A 16,166-nucleotide genomic window follows, 5' to 3' on the forward strand; every position below is an offset into this window, starting at 1 on the left:
TTTATTTAAACTATGTATTTTCCGGATCTACTTTATTCAGGAACATGAAAACAGCGGTTCCGGAAATAATCGACATCGAAACCGATAATATCGCGCTGCCGATAAGATACTGAAGAAGATTATTTTTTACCAGATCAAAATTAAGTTCCTGACTGAAGATATTGCTGTCACCCCCAACAAATGGTGACCCCAGAAACAGTGAAGCCGCAATAATAAAAGGAATAAATGGCGGCAGGCTCACATTCGAAGCTACAAAAGCCAACACCTTATTGAGTTTAAAAAGTACTGCTAACGAAATGGTAAGCAAAGTATGAAAGCCCCAAAAAGGAGAAAAGCCGATTAATACACCAAGAGCAATGGAAAATGCTTTCGTGCGGTTGCTGCCGTCACTTTCCAGAACATCTTCCTTTAGAAACCTTTTAAAACTTTTTTTTTTGAAGTTATTGATGAAATTTCTTGGGATGATATAAACCAGCGTAATGGCTACCAGAATCGTATTGAGAATACTGATTCGGGTGAAATCTTTAAAAGGCCTGAAATGGGACACTCTTTCTGCAGGATCGTACAATACTTTTACAGGGACATTTTTTACCGGAATGTGTCTCCATGCAGTCCGTACAATGATTTCAATCTCAAACTCAAATTTCGGGGTAAAATATTTCCTTGGAATTGTATGCAGCGGATACAGCCGATAGCCTGATTGGGTATCCTGTAATTTTATGCCGGTCTCAAACCAAAACCAGAAATTGGAAAAACGGTTCCCGAAGCTGCTTTTTTTGGGAATTCCATCCTGAGCCATATTTCTGTTTCCGATGAGAAGGACCTCCTGATTTTCTTCAACCAAAGCCTTTACAAAAACCGGGATATCATCCGGATAATGCTGCCCGTCGGAATCAATTGTAATGGCATAGTTATACCCAAGCTTTTCCGCTTCTCTGAAACCTGTTTTTAAAGCATTTCCTTTTCCTCTATTTTCAGGTAAATGGATAGCTTTTATTCCTGGATAATCTTTTAAAATAAGCGGCGTTGTGTCTGTAGACCCGTCATTTACTACGATAACATGATCCGTGTATTCCAAAACGCCGTCAATGACCCGTCTCAGGGTCTTTTCATTGTTATAGGTAGGAACTAAAATGCAGATATTCTTTTCGGAAATTGCATTCTGTACTTCGGCAAAAGTCATGATTTTACTTTAAAGTAGCTTTTTCAGCTTCGGTCATGGTTTTAGATTGTGTTGCAAACCTTTTGATGTAATTTTTAAGAGATGCATCCTGTTTGCTGTAATTATTCAGGATGAAAGCTTTATCATCTTTTAGGCCGCCTCTGTATCCTACGATCTTCGGAATATTTTCCTGAACACTCATTCTGATGACACGAAGCTCGATATTATTAGGATTGTTTTTAATGAGACCTTCCAGGTCCGAAGCTCCCGTTTTTACCATTGCTTTTCTGTTGTGCTTGGCAATTTTAGCTTCCATGATTTTGGCGGCTGCTTTATAGCCCTGTACGGCAACATCAGAGCCGGAAGCTTTTTCAGCCATGTTGATAAATGCTTCAGTGTTGGCATTAGATAAATTGGCTTTCGCATAGCTGTAACGTAAAGATTCAACACCCGACTGGAAAAAGAGAACAAGAGCGGTAATGAACGAAAAAATTAATTTCATTGTGTGAGTTTTTTATAGTTAACTGACATTTTTAATGCAATAGTCTCGCCAAATGAAGTGGTATTTTTTACTTTAATTTCCTCTTCTGCTTCTGTAATATCAAGCTGTAATTTCAGTTCCGGAGTCTCAAAAGGATTGATGATCGCCATGAATTTCACATTTGAAGCTGATTTCAGAAACAGTTTTTTACCGGTAAATTCTTCAGAAAGTTCTTTTACAATCTGCATCATGCAGACTCCCGGTGTTACAGGATTTCCCGGAAAGTGCCCTTTAAAGATATCATGTTCTTTATTAAGTACAATATGGGCGGTAAAATTTCCGGTTTCTGTTTTTTCGTAGGATTCTAATTGGTAAAAATCGGTAAGAATTGTCTGCATTATTTATTCTGTTTCAGTTATTTGGAATAGTTTTATATTGATTTTAAAATCCTTATGCCGGAGATTCAAACTGTCTGCGAAGATATGTTTTTTTGCGTCAAAAGTAAAATCGATCTTTTCCCTGTTGTTTTTCGTGTACACAATTTGTTTCAATAATTGGTTTTCTTTATTAAAGAATAAATAATATGCTTTATTATCTGCTTTTGAAAGATAAATATAATCGGTTTTATTTTCAAAACTTTGTGAAACCGGATAGTTCTGCTTTAAAAGCTCCCGGAAATCGTTCTTAAGAAAATTAATGACGATTTTTTTATCCATATCGGGAAGCACATAATTCAGCTTAAAATCTTCTTCCGATATTTCAAGATCGATTAATTTATTCCCAAAATCCGAGGTTAGCACAACACGATGAGTATTTTCGCTAATTTTTTTTATGATTAAAATTCCGCTTACATGATTCTTATAAATGTCCATCTGGCATTTATACACATAATCTTCTTTAGAGGAAAAGTATAGATTTTCAACGGTCTTTTGAACAGCCGTAACAGGTTCCGCATCATTTAGTTTAAAGGTTTTGCACGCTGTAAACGATATGAAAATCAGGCTATAAGCTAAATTCCGAAGCAGCAACCGGCGCATTTACTTTTGTATTTTTGAAAATAATGTTGGTTGTATCTCCTGAAGCTTCCGTCATGTTTACTTGGGAAACTGTCGATTGATCTTTTGGGAAATGAAGTTCAATCTGCTTAATATATTTCAGCAGCTGAGCTGATTTCGGAGTAAATTTGGCAATGTTGAAATTGGCGTTTTTCAGATAGGTCACCGAAAATTCAGGATCATTGAACATTTGTCCGTTTGAACTTCCCACAATCAGTTTATTGATTTTTTCGAAAGTTTTGCTCTTGGCATCTACGGAAGACTTTTTCCCCTGGTCATTAATGAAAATCTTGTTATCCCTGAAAATAATGCTGTACTGATAAGGTTTTGTATATTTCCAGCTCAGCATATTCGGCGTTTTTAAAGACATTCTTCCATAGGTGACGATATTTTTATCCAAAAAATCCATTTTCTTGGTCTGGGCAAAATCGGATTGCAGCGTTTTTATCGTCTTGGTCTCCGAGGAAATTTTGGCTACGAATGCTTTAGCTTCAGCTCCGGACATTGCTGTATTCTGCGAAAAAAAAACACCTGAAACCAATAGAAATGCTCCTAAAGCAATATTTTTAATCATTTTTTAACGTTTTAATCTAACCACAAAAGGCACAAAAGATCATTATTTCCATTTAACATTACAATTAAAGTCTACAAAAGATGAAATCAAATATTTTCAAAACTTATATGTTCTTTTTTATTTAAGCTTACTGTGATGTTAAAAAGCTTTTGTCTCTTTTGCGGTTAAAATATTATCAATTGTAAAAGTTGAATATTTCTTATCTTTCAAAAATACCAATAAATCTGCCAAAACATTGTACGTTTTTTCTGTGGTATCGTGAAGAAGAATTATGCTGCCTTTTTTTAACCTTTTAGTAATCTTACGATAAATTTTCTTTTCATCCTGTATAACGGTATCTAAGGACCGCACATTCCAGCCAATACTTTTTTTTCCTGCCTTTTTGATTGCTCTGGCAATATTCGGATTGGTAACGCCAAACGGAGGACGGTATAAGTTTGTTTTTAAATTGCCGGTTTTCAGCATCACGTCATCACATTTTACGATCTCTTCAATCATTTTTGAAGTTGATAGAAAACCCGTATTGTCAGCATGTGAAAAAGTGTGATTTCCAACGGTATGACCTTCTGCAATAATTCTTTGGAAGGTTTCGGGATGTTTTTCAATCTGTTTTCCAATGCAGAAGAAGGTTGCTTTTATGTTGCTTTCCTTTAGCAGATCAAGAAATTTGGGTGTAAATTCTGTCGGCCCGTCATCAAATGTCAAGGCGACTTCTTTGGCTCTTGTCCTTTTACGGATTATGCTGTTGACAAAATAGTTCAGACCGATATCAAAAGATCCCCAGACAACAATTGCAGAAAACAGTAAAAAACAGAAAACATAAACCCAAAGGCTTCCCTGAAACGAATAAATAAAAACGTTACAGAAAATATAAAACAGGATAAAGGGATAATGTTTCATCTTTTATTGTTTGAGCTTTTAATGTCAGTTTCTCATATTTCCAAATATCACAGGTTTCAAAAACCTGTGAGGTTTACTTTTAAACGTTCTCCAACAAAACCAAACTGTGATCATTTCCGCCTAAATGGTTATAAAGCAGAATATTTTTAATTTCATTTTTTCTCAAATCATTGATGTGCATAATTTCCGGAATCTCCTGGTTCTTAAGAATATGACAAGCCATAAATATTGAAAAGCCGCTGGCGGTATTAAATTCGCCGCTTAAATGCTTATAATACAACAGCGAAGAATCTGTAAACAGTTCCATTGCTTTTGTGTAATATACATCAGATTCTGCATCTCCGCTGAAACCTAAAACTACAGCATCAATCTTATTATTTGTTAGATTATTTTTAAATAAAAATTCTTCAATAAATTGCTGAGTTTCTTCTAAATCTAATGTGTTAATAATTTGAATATCCTTCAGTCGGGCGTAGGTATTTTTTGATTTTTCTTTTCCTAAAACAAAGAAACTTGCTCCTTCTCCCCAAGCAACGCCTTGCGTTTCTGAGTTCAGATAATCTACAGGTAAATCTTCTTCTTTTTTAATGGTTTTGTTTAAATTGTACAATTCCATTGTTCTTTCAGTCTGTTCATCTGTCGAACCGACCAGCACATTTTCTGCTTCGCCGTCAGCAATCTGTAGTTTTGCATCCAGCATTGAGAACTCCAGAGATGAGGAAGTATTTACGTAGGTAAAATTATAAGCGTGACATTGCAGGCCTAAAGCAATCTGTCCTGCTACCGTATTATGGGTCGATTGGATAAAATAAGTAGGAGTCAAAAACTCTTCGTTATTATCCAGCACATTTTTTAAAAATTTTTCAGAGTCCTGCGAACATCCTATGCCGGTTCCTACAATGATCGCATCCGGGTTTTCAATACCGGCCTCTTTTAATGCATAATGCGAAGCGACGGAACTCATTTTTACCGTTTTAGACATTCTCCTGATCATAGCGGGAGGAATGAATTCTTTGTAAACCGGTTCAATAGCTTTTAAAACCTGAGCCGAAGTTTCCGGCTTTAAATTTTCTAAAAAATTTTCATTTAACGTGTCCTGTACCGAAATGCAGGCCGCACTGTTGATGTAAACTGAACTCATGATTTTGAGAAAATTAAGGTTGAACAGTTTCCGCCAAAGCCAAACGAGTTGGAAAGAACGTGGCTGATATTTTTCTCTCTGAGTTCCGTTACAGGAGTCAGGTCAAATTCTGCCATTTTTGTTTTAAAATTCAGATTCGGGAAGATGATATTGTTCTGAATCGCCAACAATGAATAGACCGCTTCAATTCCTGCGGCTGCAGCGAGAGTATGACCTGTAAATGCTTTGGTAGAGCTGAAATCCGGAACGTTGTTTTCTCCGAAAATCCGGATCATCGCAATGCCTTCAGAAAGATCGTTGTTGGGAGTAGCCGTTCCGTGAACGTTGATATAATCGATTTGCTCTTTATCCAAACCTGAAATTTTCAGAGCTTTTTCCATTGCTAAATAAGCTCCCTGACCGTTTTCAGAAGAAGCAGTCTGATGGTGCGCATCATTGGCATTTCCGTATCCTGAAAGATAACCAAGCACTTTTTTATTTTCCTTTTTCACCACGTCTTCGGATTCCAAAATTATAAAAGCAGCAGCTTCACCCAGATTCAGGCCTTTTCTGTTATGGTCGAAAGGTGTGTTATAAGAATCGGTAAGAATCATCAGCGTGTTGAAGCCATTCAAAGTAAATTTTGAAAGCGCATCTGTGCCGCCAACAATTACGCGATCCAAAATACCGTTTTTAATGAGCTTTGCTCCCATCATGATAGCGTTAGCCGCAGAAGAACAGGCTGTACTGATGGTTGAAACCATGCCTTTTAATCCCAGATAATCTGCAATTAATAGGGATGAATTCCCGGCATCATGAGAGTCAATATATTTTTGCTTGTCAGGGAAATCTTCGTAGGAATAGAAATACTTTTCGGTCATATCCATTCCGCCGACACTGGTGGAAGAAATCAGTCCTGTTTTATATTCGTTGATGTCTGCAATTCCAGCGTTTTCCACCGCTTCTTTTGCTGCAATCATTCCTAATAAAGCGGTTCTTGTAGCATTTTTCGCATCCTTAAGATGGAGTTTTTCTGCAAGCTCAGTATTGGAAAGCTTTATTTCGCCTGTTTTAATGTTTCCGGCATGACGTGTTTCAAAAAGCTCAATATCTGAAATTCCGTGCTTTCCGGATTTTAAGGACTGCAGATTTTCTTCCACATTGTTTCCGATGGAAGAAATAATGCCCATTCCTGTTATGGCAATTTTTTGACTCATTTTTTAATAATGTACCAATGTATCAATTTAACAGCATAACAATATTGGTACATTGCTAAATCGATACATTGCTAGATTGAATTATTTTGTTCTGTTTTCTTCGATATATTTTGCCATGGTATCGATGGAAGCAAAAATTTCCTTTCCTTTTTTCGGATCGGATAATTTAATACCATATTCCTTATCTAAAAGAACGATCAGCTCTAAAGCATCGATAGAATCCAATCCCAGACCTCCTCCGAATAACGGATCCGTATCCTGGATTTCCTCTACTGCAACGTCTTCTAAATTAAGAACTTCAATGATTTTGTGTTTTAATTCTTCTCTTAAGTTTTCCATATTTTTAAAATTTACCAATGTATCAATGTATCAGTTTACCAATTGATTATACTGATGTCATTGTTACATTGTTATACTGTTATATTGTTACATTAGTTCGTGAGCAAATATACAAAAGCATTATAACTTTCCCGATATAGCTCTACCCAGCCGCACAATACTTTGTCGGCTTTTCCTGACTGCAAAATCTGTTCCGAGTAATCGTTTAAAAATTGTTCGTCAAACTCATCCAGGACAAAGAAAGCGTTCTCAGTCTGCATTTTATGTTTGATACTTATTTCCCCAACACAAATATTAGGCAGCGTGTACACAAAAACAGCAGGACTTGGATAATAATTTTCCCGGGAGTTGATGCTTTCCTGATACCTAGAATCAGTATCAAGACTTGATGATTTGTTGGCGAAAACCAAGGCTATTCTGCTGTGGTCGTTATCTTTTAAAATCATTTCAGAAGCAAGAAAAGCGAGTTTGCTCAGGTTATCCATCTTATGAAATTTCGGATAATTGAGTTCTAAACTTTTATACGCGTCCTTTGCAAAATCTGAAAAATTTTCAGCTGAGGTTTCAAAAATGGTCTCGTTGTTGAAAGTAATCTTTGAGTTGTTTATGGTGCAAATATCTGTTTTCTTCATTGATACGTTTGAATTAAGGCTTTTTTGTTGGATTTTGATGGGTGTTGAAAACAGCAAAAACAATAATTTTATTTTCTATAATTTGATAAATGATGACGTAAGGAAACTTTTGAATATAAGCCTCACGTAAGTTTCCTTTTTTTAAAGGAAAGTGCAATGGATTATTTTGAATTCTGAAAAAATAAGATTCAACTTTTTTTGTAAATTTTACTCCAAGCCCAATCTGCTTACTTTCGTACCACAATGCAGCTTCTAGAAGATCAGCTTCGGCATTTGGAGATAAAGAAATTTGATAAATCATAAATTTTTCATCAGTCTTTCTTTTACTTCTTCCCACGAAGAAGTTTTAAGTTCACCACTTAAATATTTTCCACGTTCTTCTTCAATTCGGTCATAAATATGATCCGGAACTTGTGGATATTCTGAAGATTCTAGTTCTGAATCTTCTTCTGCATCAATAATGCTGTTGATGATTCTTAAAATTCTTTCATCCGCAATGTCGATGAATTCGTGAATTCTTTTTCTGATTTCTAGAGTGGAGTCCATTTTTCAAACCTTTAAGTCTATCAAAATTACGAAATTATTCTTTACACTTTTCCAAAACAATCGCCGCATTACAACCGCCAAAACCTGAAGCCGTTTTCAGAATATATCTGATTTCTGCAGGTTGATTTTCTTTAATAATATTCAAAGATTGGGAAGTTCCGATGTCTTCAAAATTTTTTGATGGGATTAATGTATTTTTCAAAGTGCTTTCCATAGAAATAATCGTTTCCAGTAACCCGGATGCTCCCAAACAATGCCCGTAATACGCCTTTAAACTATGCAAAGGAATATTCTGCAGCTCCGCACGGTTGAAAGCGATAGCTTCCATCTCATCATTATAAATCGTGGCGGTTCCGTGAGCGGAAATAAAATCAATTTGCTCTGCTGAAACCTGTGCTTCCGTCATCGCGTTTTTAATGCTTGCATATAAGCCGTCACCCGTTCTTGATGGTCCGGAAATATGGTTAGCATCGTTGATTGCCGAGTCTCCTGAAATTTTAAAACTAAATTTTTCGTTTTTACCGGTCTCGGATGTGATATACACTGCCGCGGCCGCTTCACCAAGATTGATTCCGTCACGGTTTTTATCATAGGGTTTACAGATTTCTGTTCCGATTGCCTGAAAAGAATTGAAGCCAGAGATGACAAATTCTGAAATTTCGTCTCCTGCAATAACAAAAGCATCGTTATATTTTCCGGACAAGATCATGTTTTTGGCAACAGCAAGCGCCATCACTCCGGAAACACAAGCATTGGAGACTACAATTGGCTTGGTTTTAAATCCGAAAAAATCCGAAATTTTCTGAGCTAAGTCCGAAAGGAAAACGCTTTCCGGCAAAGTGTTTTTATTTTTTAATAAACTGATATTTCCTTTGGTGGTTGATAAGATAAAAGCTGTTTCTTCTGAAATTGCATGTCTTTCAACTAAAGGTTTTAAGTTTAGCAGAAACATTTTTTCCAGTCTTGTAAAGTTGTTGTTCTGTACGGATTCGAAATGTTTGGTAAATTCCTCTTCCAGTTTTTCAGAATCAATTTTGGATGCGTAAAAAGGTTCGTGATTCTCTATGATTTTATGCAGAGCAACGCCGGATTCTCCTTTCAGAAGAGCATTCCAGTTGGAAGAGACATCAAAACCTAATGGCGTAATGCAGTTGTAATCGGTGATATAAATTTTCTTCATGGCAATCCCATTTTATCCTTCCATGCCTGAAAAAACTCAGGATTGTAGAGGCATAAGTTATTATCGGAATCCAGGAAGACCTGAATGGTTTCTCCGGAACAAACCAACTGATGATCTTCGTTGAAAAGTTCGTATTTATATATTAGTTTCGCTGATACCGAATTTACGAAGGTTGTTACAATCGTAAATGTCTCACCATATTTTAACGGGAGAAAATGTTCGCAGGTACTTTTAACGATTGGTGTTACATAACCAGCCTTCTGAATATCGAGATAGGTTAAACCATGCTGTCTTCCGAAAGCTTCTCTTCCGTCTTCAAAGTAAACGATGTAGTGGCCGTGCCAAACAATCCCCAGCGGGTCTGTTTCATTGAATCGCACCCGAACTTGCTCTGTACAGGTTAATATATTGTCTTTAGACTGCATTTTGTTTTCTTTCGTAAAATAATGAAATAGTAACCATTGCTACATAAAATAAAAATAAGAAAATGATCTCTTTTGCAATACCACCGATTCCGCTGTTTCTTAAAATAATGTCATAATAGGCATTAAGACCCCAGTTCATGGGAGAAAATTTGGCGATGGTCTGCATAAATTCAGGCATTAAGAAAACAGGAACCCAAATTCCGCCAATGGCTGCCAAAACTACTACGGAAGTTGCCCCAAACGGAGCCGACTGTTCCTGGGTATCTGCAACAGTTCCCAGTAAAACCCCAAAACCAATCGCCGCTAATCCGGCGAAGATGGTAACGATAATTAACGGAAACATCTTTCCGCTTACATCAAATTGCGGAAGATCCATATACGGGAAAAGATAAATTCCTACCGCAACCATCAGCAAAAACTGAATGACACAGATAATAAGATACGTGAATGTTTTTCCTAAAATATGAATGAAATAGGGAGTAGGACTTATTCTCGCCCGTACACTGGTTCCCTGGCTTTTTTCTTTAACCAAATTGATAGACAACGGAACAACGATAAAGAAAATCGCAAACAGCGCCCACGCCGGAACATTATGCTGAACAGAATTCGGCAGCACATCCGTATTGCCTTTTTTCGGAGTGATCTCCTCAAAGGCAATCAGGCTGTTATTTTTTAGATCTTCGGTAGTTCCCAGCTGATCCTGGAATGCTTTGTATATTTTTTTATTTTCGATCTCAAAAACCATTTTATTCACCGCATTCATTACATTGTTTTTGAAGCTGATATTGGTTGCGGGATCGAAATAAAGACGGATATCTTTGGCTTTTGAAATTTCTTTCTTTGAAGTGGTAGAATCTGTTTCCAACCCGAATGAACTTACGATGGCCTGAACTTTAGATTCTATATTGGAGTTAATGTCTTTCGTTAAATTTTTAGGGATAACAATGGCCATCTGGTATTCTCCTCCAAACACGGCTTCCTCGGCAGATTTTTCACTAAAATCGGTCAGCAGCTCAAATGTTTTGCTGTTTTCAAGCTGTTTTTTTATATTTTCTGAAATTTCAGATTTATCATTATCAATAAAAAGGATCGGGATTTTGGACCCTTCCATATTTTTAAAGGTAGAATCCTGAATTAAGGTAATGGTAATAATCAGAAGTAAAGGCATCACGAAAATGATGACGATTCCTCCAATATCTCTTTTCAGCAGAAGGATTTCTTTAATAAAGCTTCGCCACAGTTTATACAACAACATCTCGTAATTCTTTTCCGGTTAATGAAATAAAAACATCTTCTAAGTTTTCGGCATTGGAAACCCTGTTCACCAGTTCTTCCGGTGTTCCTACCGCGTGGATTCTACCATGATCAATTATGGCAATTTTGGTACAGAATTCTTCAGCTTCCGAAAGGTGATGTGAAGTGTAAATAATACAGGTTCCTTTTTTATTCAGATCTAAAAGATGATCAATAATTGCTTTTTTAGACTGTACATCTACACCTACCGTAGGTTCATCTAAAAATAATACTTTGGGGTTGTGAAGGGTTCCTGCAATGAGGTTGCAGCGGCGTTTCATTCCTCCGGAAAACTGTTCCACTTTTTTATCGGCAAATTTTGACAGTCCCATAATTTCCAGCGATTCATCAATTGCTGTTTTTAGCTTTTTATGGCCTAAACCATATAAACTCCCGAAGAACATTAAGTTTTCTCGTGCCGTCAGAGTAGGATACAAAGCATATTCCTGGGGAACAATCCCGATGATTTGTCTTAGTTTAAAGCCGTTTTTCTGAGGTGAAAGTCCGTCAATGGTAAATTGTCCCGATGTGGGTTTAATCAATCCCGAAAGTATGGAAATAAGCGTGGTTTTACCGGCTCCGTTGGGCCCGAGAATTCCGTAGATCTCGTTTTTGGCAATATTCAGCGAAATATCATTTACAGAAAAGTCTTCTGCAGTTTTGTATTTTTTGTACAGGTTTTTTATTTCTATGAAATCTTCCACGTTATATTGCTTTTCTTAATTTTTTATAAAAAGCCTCTTCCAGATCTGCAATGTGAAGCATTGATTTTGAAAGGTTGTTATAGATATCGCTTTTTGAATTCCTGTTTTTGTAAACCCGAGCAATATCCACTGCAAAATCTCTCCAGAGATCACCAATCATGGTGATTTCTTTCGATAGTTCTTTTAATTTTTCATTTTTAAGAATAACAGCCGCTTCCTGTAAGAACGCACCGTAAATAAACCTGAAGCCTCCACCTCCGGTTCCGATTTCTTCCTGCATGCGGATCAGCTGACCCAAATAATGGTTGGTTGTTTTTGTTCCTTTTTTTTCAGCCCATTTCGGGATGCTTCTGGCAACCCATCTCATGGCTTTTACCCCGACAATAGGAACAGGAGCGAGCATATTTTTGCAGGTATCTTTAATTCCTTTTTTAATAGCCTCTTCCAGATGAATGTTTTCCGGAATATAAGTAGGGTAGTACATGTGTCCTTTCGGAGGAAGTGCTCCTTTGGCGTATCTTACCTTTTCCAGTTCAGCTTCGCTGAGGGTCGTTACATAATCCATTACGGGATCACTGATCAGGAATTTTCCGTTTTCTTTTCCGTAAACTACTAGATTGTGCGCGTTGAAATGGAATTTATATTCTTCCGGAAAATACGTAAGGTTGAAAACACCTACCTGAAGTCCTGTCGGAATATTGTTTTCCAGGTTTTTCTCAAGAGCTTTCTGCGCTTCCTGAGGGCTGGAGAATTTGAGTCTTTTAATTTTAATCCCCAGTCTTTTTGCGGCTTTGCTGAAAATAGCTCCGGGCATGGGGCGATAGCTGAAACCGGGCGCGAAATTTACCTTTAAAAAAGGTAGGTAAACAAAGAACAGGCCGGATCCGATCCCGAAGATCATAGGCTCACTGAGTTTCAGCCCTCTGTTTAATAACAAATTGGAAGCCACCCCATTTTCGCAATGCGCAGTCTGATGGTGTTCAAAATTAATTTTCATTCTTAGCTTGGTTTATTACTCTTCAGGGATGTTTACTTCCCATTGAAGTTTTTCAGTTCCTCTACAGTGATGCCGAATGTGTCTGCATATTTTTTAAGGGTAGAGTCGCTTAGTGTTTTAAATATTTTTGGTTTTCCGTGTCTTTTAACCCGCCATTGCCACATTCCGACGTAGGCTGCAAGAACCTGCAGGTCCATCTTATTCAGTTCCATGAAGTAGATAATCGGACTTACAATATTTTGGGCGACATTTTTTCTGGCTTCTTCAATACGCTCATTAATGAGTTCCATCGATTCTTCGAGCGCCGCTTTTTTGGCTTCCCATCCAATACTGTTAGCGGTAGTATAATTGTCATTTTCATCCGTTACATACAGAACTTCGGTCATGTTTGCGGATTTAAGATTGCTCTCGTCTTGCGGAAGGTCGTGTTTTTTCATCGTGTCAGTTTTTTATTTCCTGAATAAATAAATTGATTTCAGCTCTGATCAGAATTGTATCATCATGAAAGGTTTCGCAGAAAATATTACAGATGTTGCCAAACTGAGAAAGCAATGAGGCTCTGGAAATAATGGTATCGCCCACTTTCGGGAGGGCGAAGATCTCAATTTTTTTAATTGAGGTAATAAAGCCGATTACTTTTGTCTCTGCACCAGGATTTTCAAAGAAGCTTTGCCCAAGAATTGAAGAACAGGTCTGTGCCAGGTTCTCGATGAGGCCGGCTTCTGTAAATTCATTATTGTATACAAAAATATTGTTTTGCTGAATTTCAAAGGAAGTTACCACTTTTTCTTTAGTCAGCTCCATGATATAATCTGCCATCAGCATCGGTTCACGATGCGGGAGAAAATTGTGGATGTTGATGATGTTTTCTTCCTTTATTTCCATTAAATGATATTTTAAAACCTAAAGCTCGCCAAGATTTGAAATCCTAACGTTTTTTAATTCGCAAAACAAAGTTTCGCCGATTTCATGACTCCGTCGGATTTTCAATTTCACTCAGCCAAGATCGCAAAATTTTTAATTCAATATTACATTACAACCGTTTTCATTTGTGATTTTGCAATAACCTCATCGTTGATTTTTGTGATGACATCTACCAATGTGACACCCATCATTTCATTAAGAATCGAAACTTCTGAGGTTAGCTGATCTCCCAATTTCGGAAGTGTTATTACTTCAAATGATTTAATTGCACCAATATATCCGGTAGGAGCTTCCTTTCCTGAAAGATAGAATTTGTAACCGGTATGAAGGGCTACACTCTGTGCCTGGTGTTCCAGCAATCCTGATGCCTGGAAAGTTCCGTCCTGAATAAATATGTTTTCTTGCACGGGTTTAAAACCTGAAACCAGGTGGCTTTCGGAATATTCTGCAATGCTGTCTACCATTACAAAAGGAAACCGTTGAGGAATCAGGCTTTCAACAAAATTCTGATCGGATGTAGGCAATCGGTTTTCCATTTAGCAAACAGTTAAGAGGGCACACGAGTAGGCAAATCTTCCACTTTCCGGCACGCAAAGAAGTACTTTTTCTCCTTTTTTTAATTTTCCTGAATTCATTAATTCTTCAAGAGCGATGAAAATAGAGCCTGCACCAATGTTTCCAACTTCCGAAAGGTTGTAGAACCATTTTTCCCATGGGAAATCCAATCCTACATTGGCAAATTCTTCTTTCAATCCTTCTTTAAAGTATCCTGACGAAATATGCGCCAGTACGTGGTCTATTGTATTTGGGTCAAGATTATGCTTGTCGAAAGATGATCTTAAACTTTCGGCACCTTTTACCAGAATATACTGATCTAAAATTTTCGTATCCTGCTTCAGGGCAAAAATCGATTGTTTCAGCCATTCGTCGGAAGGATAATCTGCCCATGATTTTAAGCTTCCGTCTTCCTGCTTTTCGCATCCTGCATACATACACGCTTCAATTTCGTGCGCATAAGAGTAGAAATCTATGAATTCTACTTTCAGAGAAACGCTGTCGGTTCGCGGTTTATTCTGCAGAAGCAGTGCTCCTGCGCCGTCGGAAAGCATCCATCTTAAAAATTCTCTTTTGAAGGCAATAATAGGTCTCTCTTCAAGCAGTTTTAAATTTTCTGCTTCATGATTGAATTTGTCGGCAGTCATCCATGCTGAAAATCTTTCCGAACCTACGCAAACGGCATTTTCTTTCACCCCGGCTTTTACGGAAAGGAATCCGTAATTAAAAGCATTCATCCCGGAGTTACAAAGTCCGGTTGAGGTATTGATCTCAATTGATTTATTAAGATTAAGCTCGCCGTGAACCATGGATGCATGAGAAGGCTGGATCTGGTCTGCAGATGTGGTTCCGCATGAAAGCAGTTCTATGTCTTCTTTACCAAAATTTTCATCGAAAAGGCCTTCTACAGCTTTTGCCGTGATCTGGGCGTTGGTATGAGTTGGTTTTCCTTCCTGGTCTAAAGCATAATACCTTGTGGTAATTTTGTTGTTTCTCAGAATTAAAGCCTTTGCTTTTGACGGTTTTTCATTGATATAGCCAAGATACGTTTCCATTTCATCATTAGAAACCGGTTCATTCGGCAGGTATGTTGAAGCTTTTGTGATAAATACGTCGTTCATTCTATTTTATATTAATTCCTTGTAAATATTCTCTTTGTTTTTTTCTTTTAAACCAAAAGATAGGTGTTGTAAGCAAATGTAGTACCAGAACTATAGGCGATACAATCCATATTGCAGCCATCAAATATACCTTAAAGAATTTGATCAGCAATGGTCGCTTTTCTTTTTTCCTGATGATGAGGTTAGACCATACTTTGAAAATTTTATTGCCTACTTTTTCTACTCTTACCAGGAAAGCACGGATTTCTACGGCGCCGTTTTTCACAAGCTCCGGCTGAAGTGTTTCCAGCGTATTGGCGGAAAAATGTTTTTCAATAATTCTGCCGTATTTTCCGGCACCATTAATTTCTTCATCTGAAATTCCTGCAGCAGGAAGCATCCCTGATTTTTCTTTTTTTCCGGTGGTCATCCAGCGAAGGATCGTAAGTACGCTGGTGTAATTGTCATGCCTGTCTACCAAAGCAATATTCCCTACAAGCTTAGCCTGCATTTGTTTTAGATAAACTTTAAGCTTTTCCTGAGAAAACATCCACATATTTCTTGTTCCCGAAACAGTAACAACGGGAGTATCTTTAAGAATATTTTCGGCAAAACCGCTCTTCAGAAAAGAAATAATGGGAATGGACGGGGTTAAATACCAAACCTGATATCCGAAAATAACCAGATCAAACTTTTTATTCAGAACTTCTTCCGGCGGTGGAAGAATTTCGCTGGGAATCTGCAGGTAAGATTCAGGAAAAGTGTTGAAAAATACGTCACCTGACCAGGGAAAAGGAAAGTCTTTTTTCAGCCTGATATTGTAGTAAGTAACATCATATTCCTGATTTTTCTCTTCAAACGGCTGTACCATATTTTTTACAATATCTTCCAGCTGTCCGGACTGAGTATAATATATAACAAGTATATTCTTTTTCATTAATTCTTTTTATCCATTTGCAAAA

The 16,166-nt window shown here is 37.3% G+C and carries 22 protein-coding genes; all 22 read right to left on the reverse strand.

Annotated features, from left to right (window positions below; translation table 11 throughout):
• Positions 1 to 10 precede the first annotated feature (10 nt).
• Entirely contained in the window at positions 11 to 1,183 is a 1,173-nt protein-coding gene (locus ACYT6F_RS07045) for a DUF2062 domain-containing protein (protein ID WP_472600517.1), read from the reverse strand.
• Positions 1,184 to 1,187: 4 nt separating this feature from the next.
• Complete coding sequence (locus ACYT6F_RS07050; protein WP_472600518.1) at positions 1,188 to 1,664, reverse strand: hypothetical protein; 477 nt, start codon at positions 1,662 to 1,664, stop codon at positions 1,188 to 1,190.
• Positions 1,661 to 2,041: an ApeI family dehydratase gene (locus ACYT6F_RS07055; RefSeq protein ID WP_472600519.1), complete on the reverse strand. Its 381-nt coding sequence runs from the start codon at positions 2,039 to 2,041 to the stop codon at positions 1,661 to 1,663. The genes ACYT6F_RS07050 and ACYT6F_RS07055 overlap by 4 nt, the downstream gene beginning before the upstream one ends.
• Before the next feature lie 3 nt (positions 2,042 to 2,044).
• Positions 2,045 to 2,680, reverse strand: a complete 636-nt coding sequence (gene lolB2, locus ACYT6F_RS07060; protein ID WP_472600520.1) for a flexirubin biosynthesis protein LolB2 — start codon at positions 2,678 to 2,680, stop codon at positions 2,045 to 2,047.
• Positions 2,646 to 3,272, reverse strand: a complete 627-nt coding sequence (gene lolA2 / locus ACYT6F_RS07065) for a flexirubin biosynthesis/transport protein LolA2 (protein WP_472600521.1) — start codon at positions 3,270 to 3,272, stop codon at positions 2,646 to 2,648. Before lolA2 ends, lolB2 begins: the two co-directional genes overlap by 35 nt.
• Before the next feature lie 138 nt (positions 3,273 to 3,410).
• A complete protein-coding gene (locus ACYT6F_RS07070; protein WP_472600522.1) occupies positions 3,411 to 4,172 on the reverse strand; it encodes a polysaccharide deacetylase family protein in 762 nt (253 codons plus the stop codon).
• A gap of 79 nt (positions 4,173 to 4,251) precedes the next feature.
• Positions 4,252 to 5,313 (reverse strand): beta-ketoacyl synthase N-terminal-like domain-containing protein, encoded by a 1,062-nt coding sequence (locus ACYT6F_RS07075; protein WP_472600523.1) that lies wholly within the window; start codon positions 5,311 to 5,313, stop codon positions 4,252 to 4,254.
• On the reverse strand, positions 5,310 to 6,509 hold the full coding sequence (locus ACYT6F_RS07080) for a beta-ketoacyl-[acyl-carrier-protein] synthase family protein (protein WP_472600524.1): 1,200 nt from the start codon (positions 6,507 to 6,509) through the stop codon (positions 5,310 to 5,312). The genes ACYT6F_RS07075 and ACYT6F_RS07080 overlap by 4 nt, the downstream gene beginning before the upstream one ends.
• An 81-nt stretch (positions 6,510 to 6,590) precedes the next feature.
• Positions 6,591 to 6,848 (reverse strand): phosphopantetheine-binding protein, encoded by a 258-nt coding sequence (locus tag ACYT6F_RS07085; protein ID WP_472600525.1) that lies wholly within the window; start codon positions 6,846 to 6,848, stop codon positions 6,591 to 6,593.
• A gap of 92 nt (positions 6,849 to 6,940) precedes the next feature.
• Positions 6,941 to 7,480 (reverse strand): 3-oxoacyl-ACP synthase, encoded by a 540-nt coding sequence (locus ACYT6F_RS07090; protein ID WP_472600527.1) that lies wholly within the window; start codon positions 7,478 to 7,480, stop codon positions 6,941 to 6,943.
• 13 nt (positions 7,481 to 7,493) lie between these two features.
• Complete coding sequence (locus tag ACYT6F_RS07095; protein ID WP_472600528.1) at positions 7,494 to 7,817, reverse strand: type II toxin-antitoxin system RelE/ParE family toxin; 324 nt, start codon at positions 7,815 to 7,817, stop codon at positions 7,494 to 7,496.
• Positions 7,778 to 8,026: an addiction module protein gene (locus ACYT6F_RS07100; protein ID WP_472600529.1), complete on the reverse strand. Its 249-nt coding sequence runs from the start codon at positions 8,024 to 8,026 to the stop codon at positions 7,778 to 7,780. Before ACYT6F_RS07100 ends, ACYT6F_RS07095 begins: the two co-directional genes overlap by 40 nt.
• A 34-nt stretch (positions 8,027 to 8,060) precedes the next feature.
• On the reverse strand, positions 8,061 to 9,206 hold the full coding sequence (locus ACYT6F_RS07105) for a beta-ketoacyl synthase N-terminal-like domain-containing protein (protein ID WP_472600530.1): 1,146 nt from the start codon (positions 9,204 to 9,206) through the stop codon (positions 8,061 to 8,063).
• Positions 9,203 to 9,631 carry an acyl-CoA thioesterase gene (locus tag ACYT6F_RS07110; protein ID WP_472600531.1) on the reverse strand — a complete coding sequence of 143 codons (429 nt, stop codon included), beginning with the start codon at positions 9,629 to 9,631 and terminating at the stop codon, positions 9,203 to 9,205. The genes ACYT6F_RS07105 and ACYT6F_RS07110 overlap by 4 nt, the downstream gene beginning before the upstream one ends.
• Positions 9,621 to 10,886 (reverse strand): ABC transporter permease, encoded by a 1,266-nt coding sequence (locus ACYT6F_RS07115; RefSeq protein WP_472600532.1) that lies wholly within the window; start codon positions 10,884 to 10,886, stop codon positions 9,621 to 9,623. The genes ACYT6F_RS07110 and ACYT6F_RS07115 overlap by 11 nt, the downstream gene beginning before the upstream one ends.
• On the reverse strand, positions 10,873 to 11,628 hold the full coding sequence (locus tag ACYT6F_RS07120; protein WP_472600533.1) for an ABC transporter ATP-binding protein: 756 nt from the start codon (positions 11,626 to 11,628) through the stop codon (positions 10,873 to 10,875). The genes ACYT6F_RS07115 and ACYT6F_RS07120 overlap by 14 nt, the downstream gene beginning before the upstream one ends.
• A 1-nt stretch (position 11,629) precedes the next feature.
• Positions 11,630 to 12,625 carry a BtrH-related acyltransferase DarH gene (darH, locus tag ACYT6F_RS07125; protein ID WP_472600534.1) on the reverse strand — a complete coding sequence of 332 codons (996 nt, stop codon included), beginning with the start codon at positions 12,623 to 12,625 and terminating at the stop codon, positions 11,630 to 11,632.
• A 32-nt stretch (positions 12,626 to 12,657) separates the two neighbouring features.
• Positions 12,658 to 13,062, reverse strand: a complete 405-nt coding sequence (gene DarG / locus ACYT6F_RS07130; RefSeq protein WP_472600535.1) for a flexirubin biosynthesis protein DarG — start codon at positions 13,060 to 13,062, stop codon at positions 12,658 to 12,660.
• Between the two features lie 4 nt (positions 13,063 to 13,066).
• Positions 13,067 to 13,510: a hotdog family protein gene (locus ACYT6F_RS07135; protein WP_472600536.1), complete on the reverse strand. Its 444-nt coding sequence runs from the start codon at positions 13,508 to 13,510 to the stop codon at positions 13,067 to 13,069.
• Positions 13,511 to 13,653: 143 nt separating this feature from the next.
• Complete coding sequence (locus ACYT6F_RS07140) at positions 13,654 to 14,085, reverse strand: hotdog family protein (RefSeq protein WP_472600537.1); 432 nt, start codon at positions 14,083 to 14,085, stop codon at positions 13,654 to 13,656.
• Positions 14,086 to 15,225, reverse strand: coding sequence for a dialkylresorcinol biosynthesis protein DarB (gene darB, locus ACYT6F_RS07145; RefSeq protein WP_472600538.1), 1,140 nt, complete (start codon positions 15,223 to 15,225; stop codon positions 14,086 to 14,088).
• A 1-nt stretch (position 15,226) separates the two neighbouring features.
• Positions 15,227 to 16,141: a dialkylrecorsinol condensing enzyme DarA gene (locus tag ACYT6F_RS07150; RefSeq protein ID WP_472600539.1), complete on the reverse strand. Its 915-nt coding sequence runs from the start codon at positions 16,139 to 16,141 to the stop codon at positions 15,227 to 15,229.
• Between the last annotated feature and the right edge of the window lie 25 nt (positions 16,142 to 16,166).

The organism is Chryseobacterium sp. NG-CE01 (genome assembly GCF_055695505.1).

Bases quoted from the DNA above. Each gene is read 5' to 3' on its own strand.
- ACYT6F_RS07045 (WP_472600517.1), bottom strand. From the start codon at position 1,183: ATGACTTTTGCCGAAGTACAGAATGCAATTTCCGAAAAGAATATCTGC.
- ACYT6F_RS07050 (WP_472600518.1), bottom strand. From the start codon at position 1,664: ATGAAATTAATTTTTTCGTTCATTACCGCTCTTGTTCTCTTTTTCCAG.
- ACYT6F_RS07055 (WP_472600519.1), bottom strand. From the start codon at position 2,041: ATGCAGACAATTCTTACCGATTTTTACCAATTAGAATCCTACGAAAAA.
- lolB2 (WP_472600520.1), bottom strand. From the start codon at position 2,680: ATGCGCCGGTTGCTGCTTCGGAATTTAGCTTATAGCCTGATTTTCATA.
- lolA2 (WP_472600521.1), bottom strand. From the start codon at position 3,272: ATGATTAAAAATATTGCTTTAGGAGCATTTCTATTGGTTTCAGGTGTT.
- ACYT6F_RS07070 (WP_472600522.1), bottom strand. From the start codon at position 4,172: ATGAAACATTATCCCTTTATCCTGTTTTATATTTTCTGTAACGTTTTT.
- ACYT6F_RS07075 (WP_472600523.1), bottom strand. From the start codon at position 5,313: ATGAGTTCAGTTTACATCAACAGTGCGGCCTGCATTTCGGTACAGGAC.
- ACYT6F_RS07080 (WP_472600524.1), bottom strand. From the start codon at position 6,509: ATGAGTCAAAAAATTGCCATAACAGGAATGGGCATTATTTCTTCCATC.
- ACYT6F_RS07085 (WP_472600525.1), bottom strand. From the start codon at position 6,848: ATGGAAAACTTAAGAGAAGAATTAAAACACAAAATCATTGAAGTTCTT.
- ACYT6F_RS07090 (WP_472600527.1), bottom strand. From the start codon at position 7,480: ATGAAGAAAACAGATATTTGCACCATAAACAACTCAAAGATTACTTTC.
- ACYT6F_RS07100 (WP_472600529.1), bottom strand. From the start codon at position 8,026: ATGGACTCCACTCTAGAAATCAGAAAAAGAATTCACGAATTCATCGAC.
- ACYT6F_RS07105 (WP_472600530.1), bottom strand. From the start codon at position 9,206: ATGAAGAAAATTTATATCACCGATTACAACTGCATTACGCCATTAGGT.
- ACYT6F_RS07110 (WP_472600531.1), bottom strand. From the start codon at position 9,631: ATGCAGTCTAAAGACAATATATTAACCTGTACAGAGCAAGTTCGGGTG.
- ACYT6F_RS07115 (WP_472600532.1), bottom strand. From the start codon at position 10,886: ATGTTGTTGTATAAACTGTGGCGAAGCTTTATTAAAGAAATCCTTCTG.
- darH (WP_472600534.1), bottom strand. From the start codon at position 12,625: ATGAAAATTAATTTTGAACACCATCAGACTGCGCATTGCGAAAATGGG.
- DarG (WP_472600535.1), bottom strand. From the start codon at position 13,062: ATGAAAAAACACGACCTTCCGCAAGACGAGAGCAATCTTAAATCCGCA.
- ACYT6F_RS07135 (WP_472600536.1), bottom strand. From the start codon at position 13,510: ATGGAAATAAAGGAAGAAAACATCATCAACATCCACAATTTTCTCCCG.
- ACYT6F_RS07140 (WP_472600537.1), bottom strand. From the start codon at position 14,085: ATGGAAAACCGATTGCCTACATCCGATCAGAATTTTGTTGAAAGCCTG.
- darB (WP_472600538.1), bottom strand. From the start codon at position 15,225: ATGAACGACGTATTTATCACAAAAGCTTCAACATACCTGCCGAATGAA.
- ACYT6F_RS07150 (WP_472600539.1), bottom strand. From the start codon at position 16,141: ATGAAAAAGAATATACTTGTTATATATTATACTCAGTCCGGACAGCTG.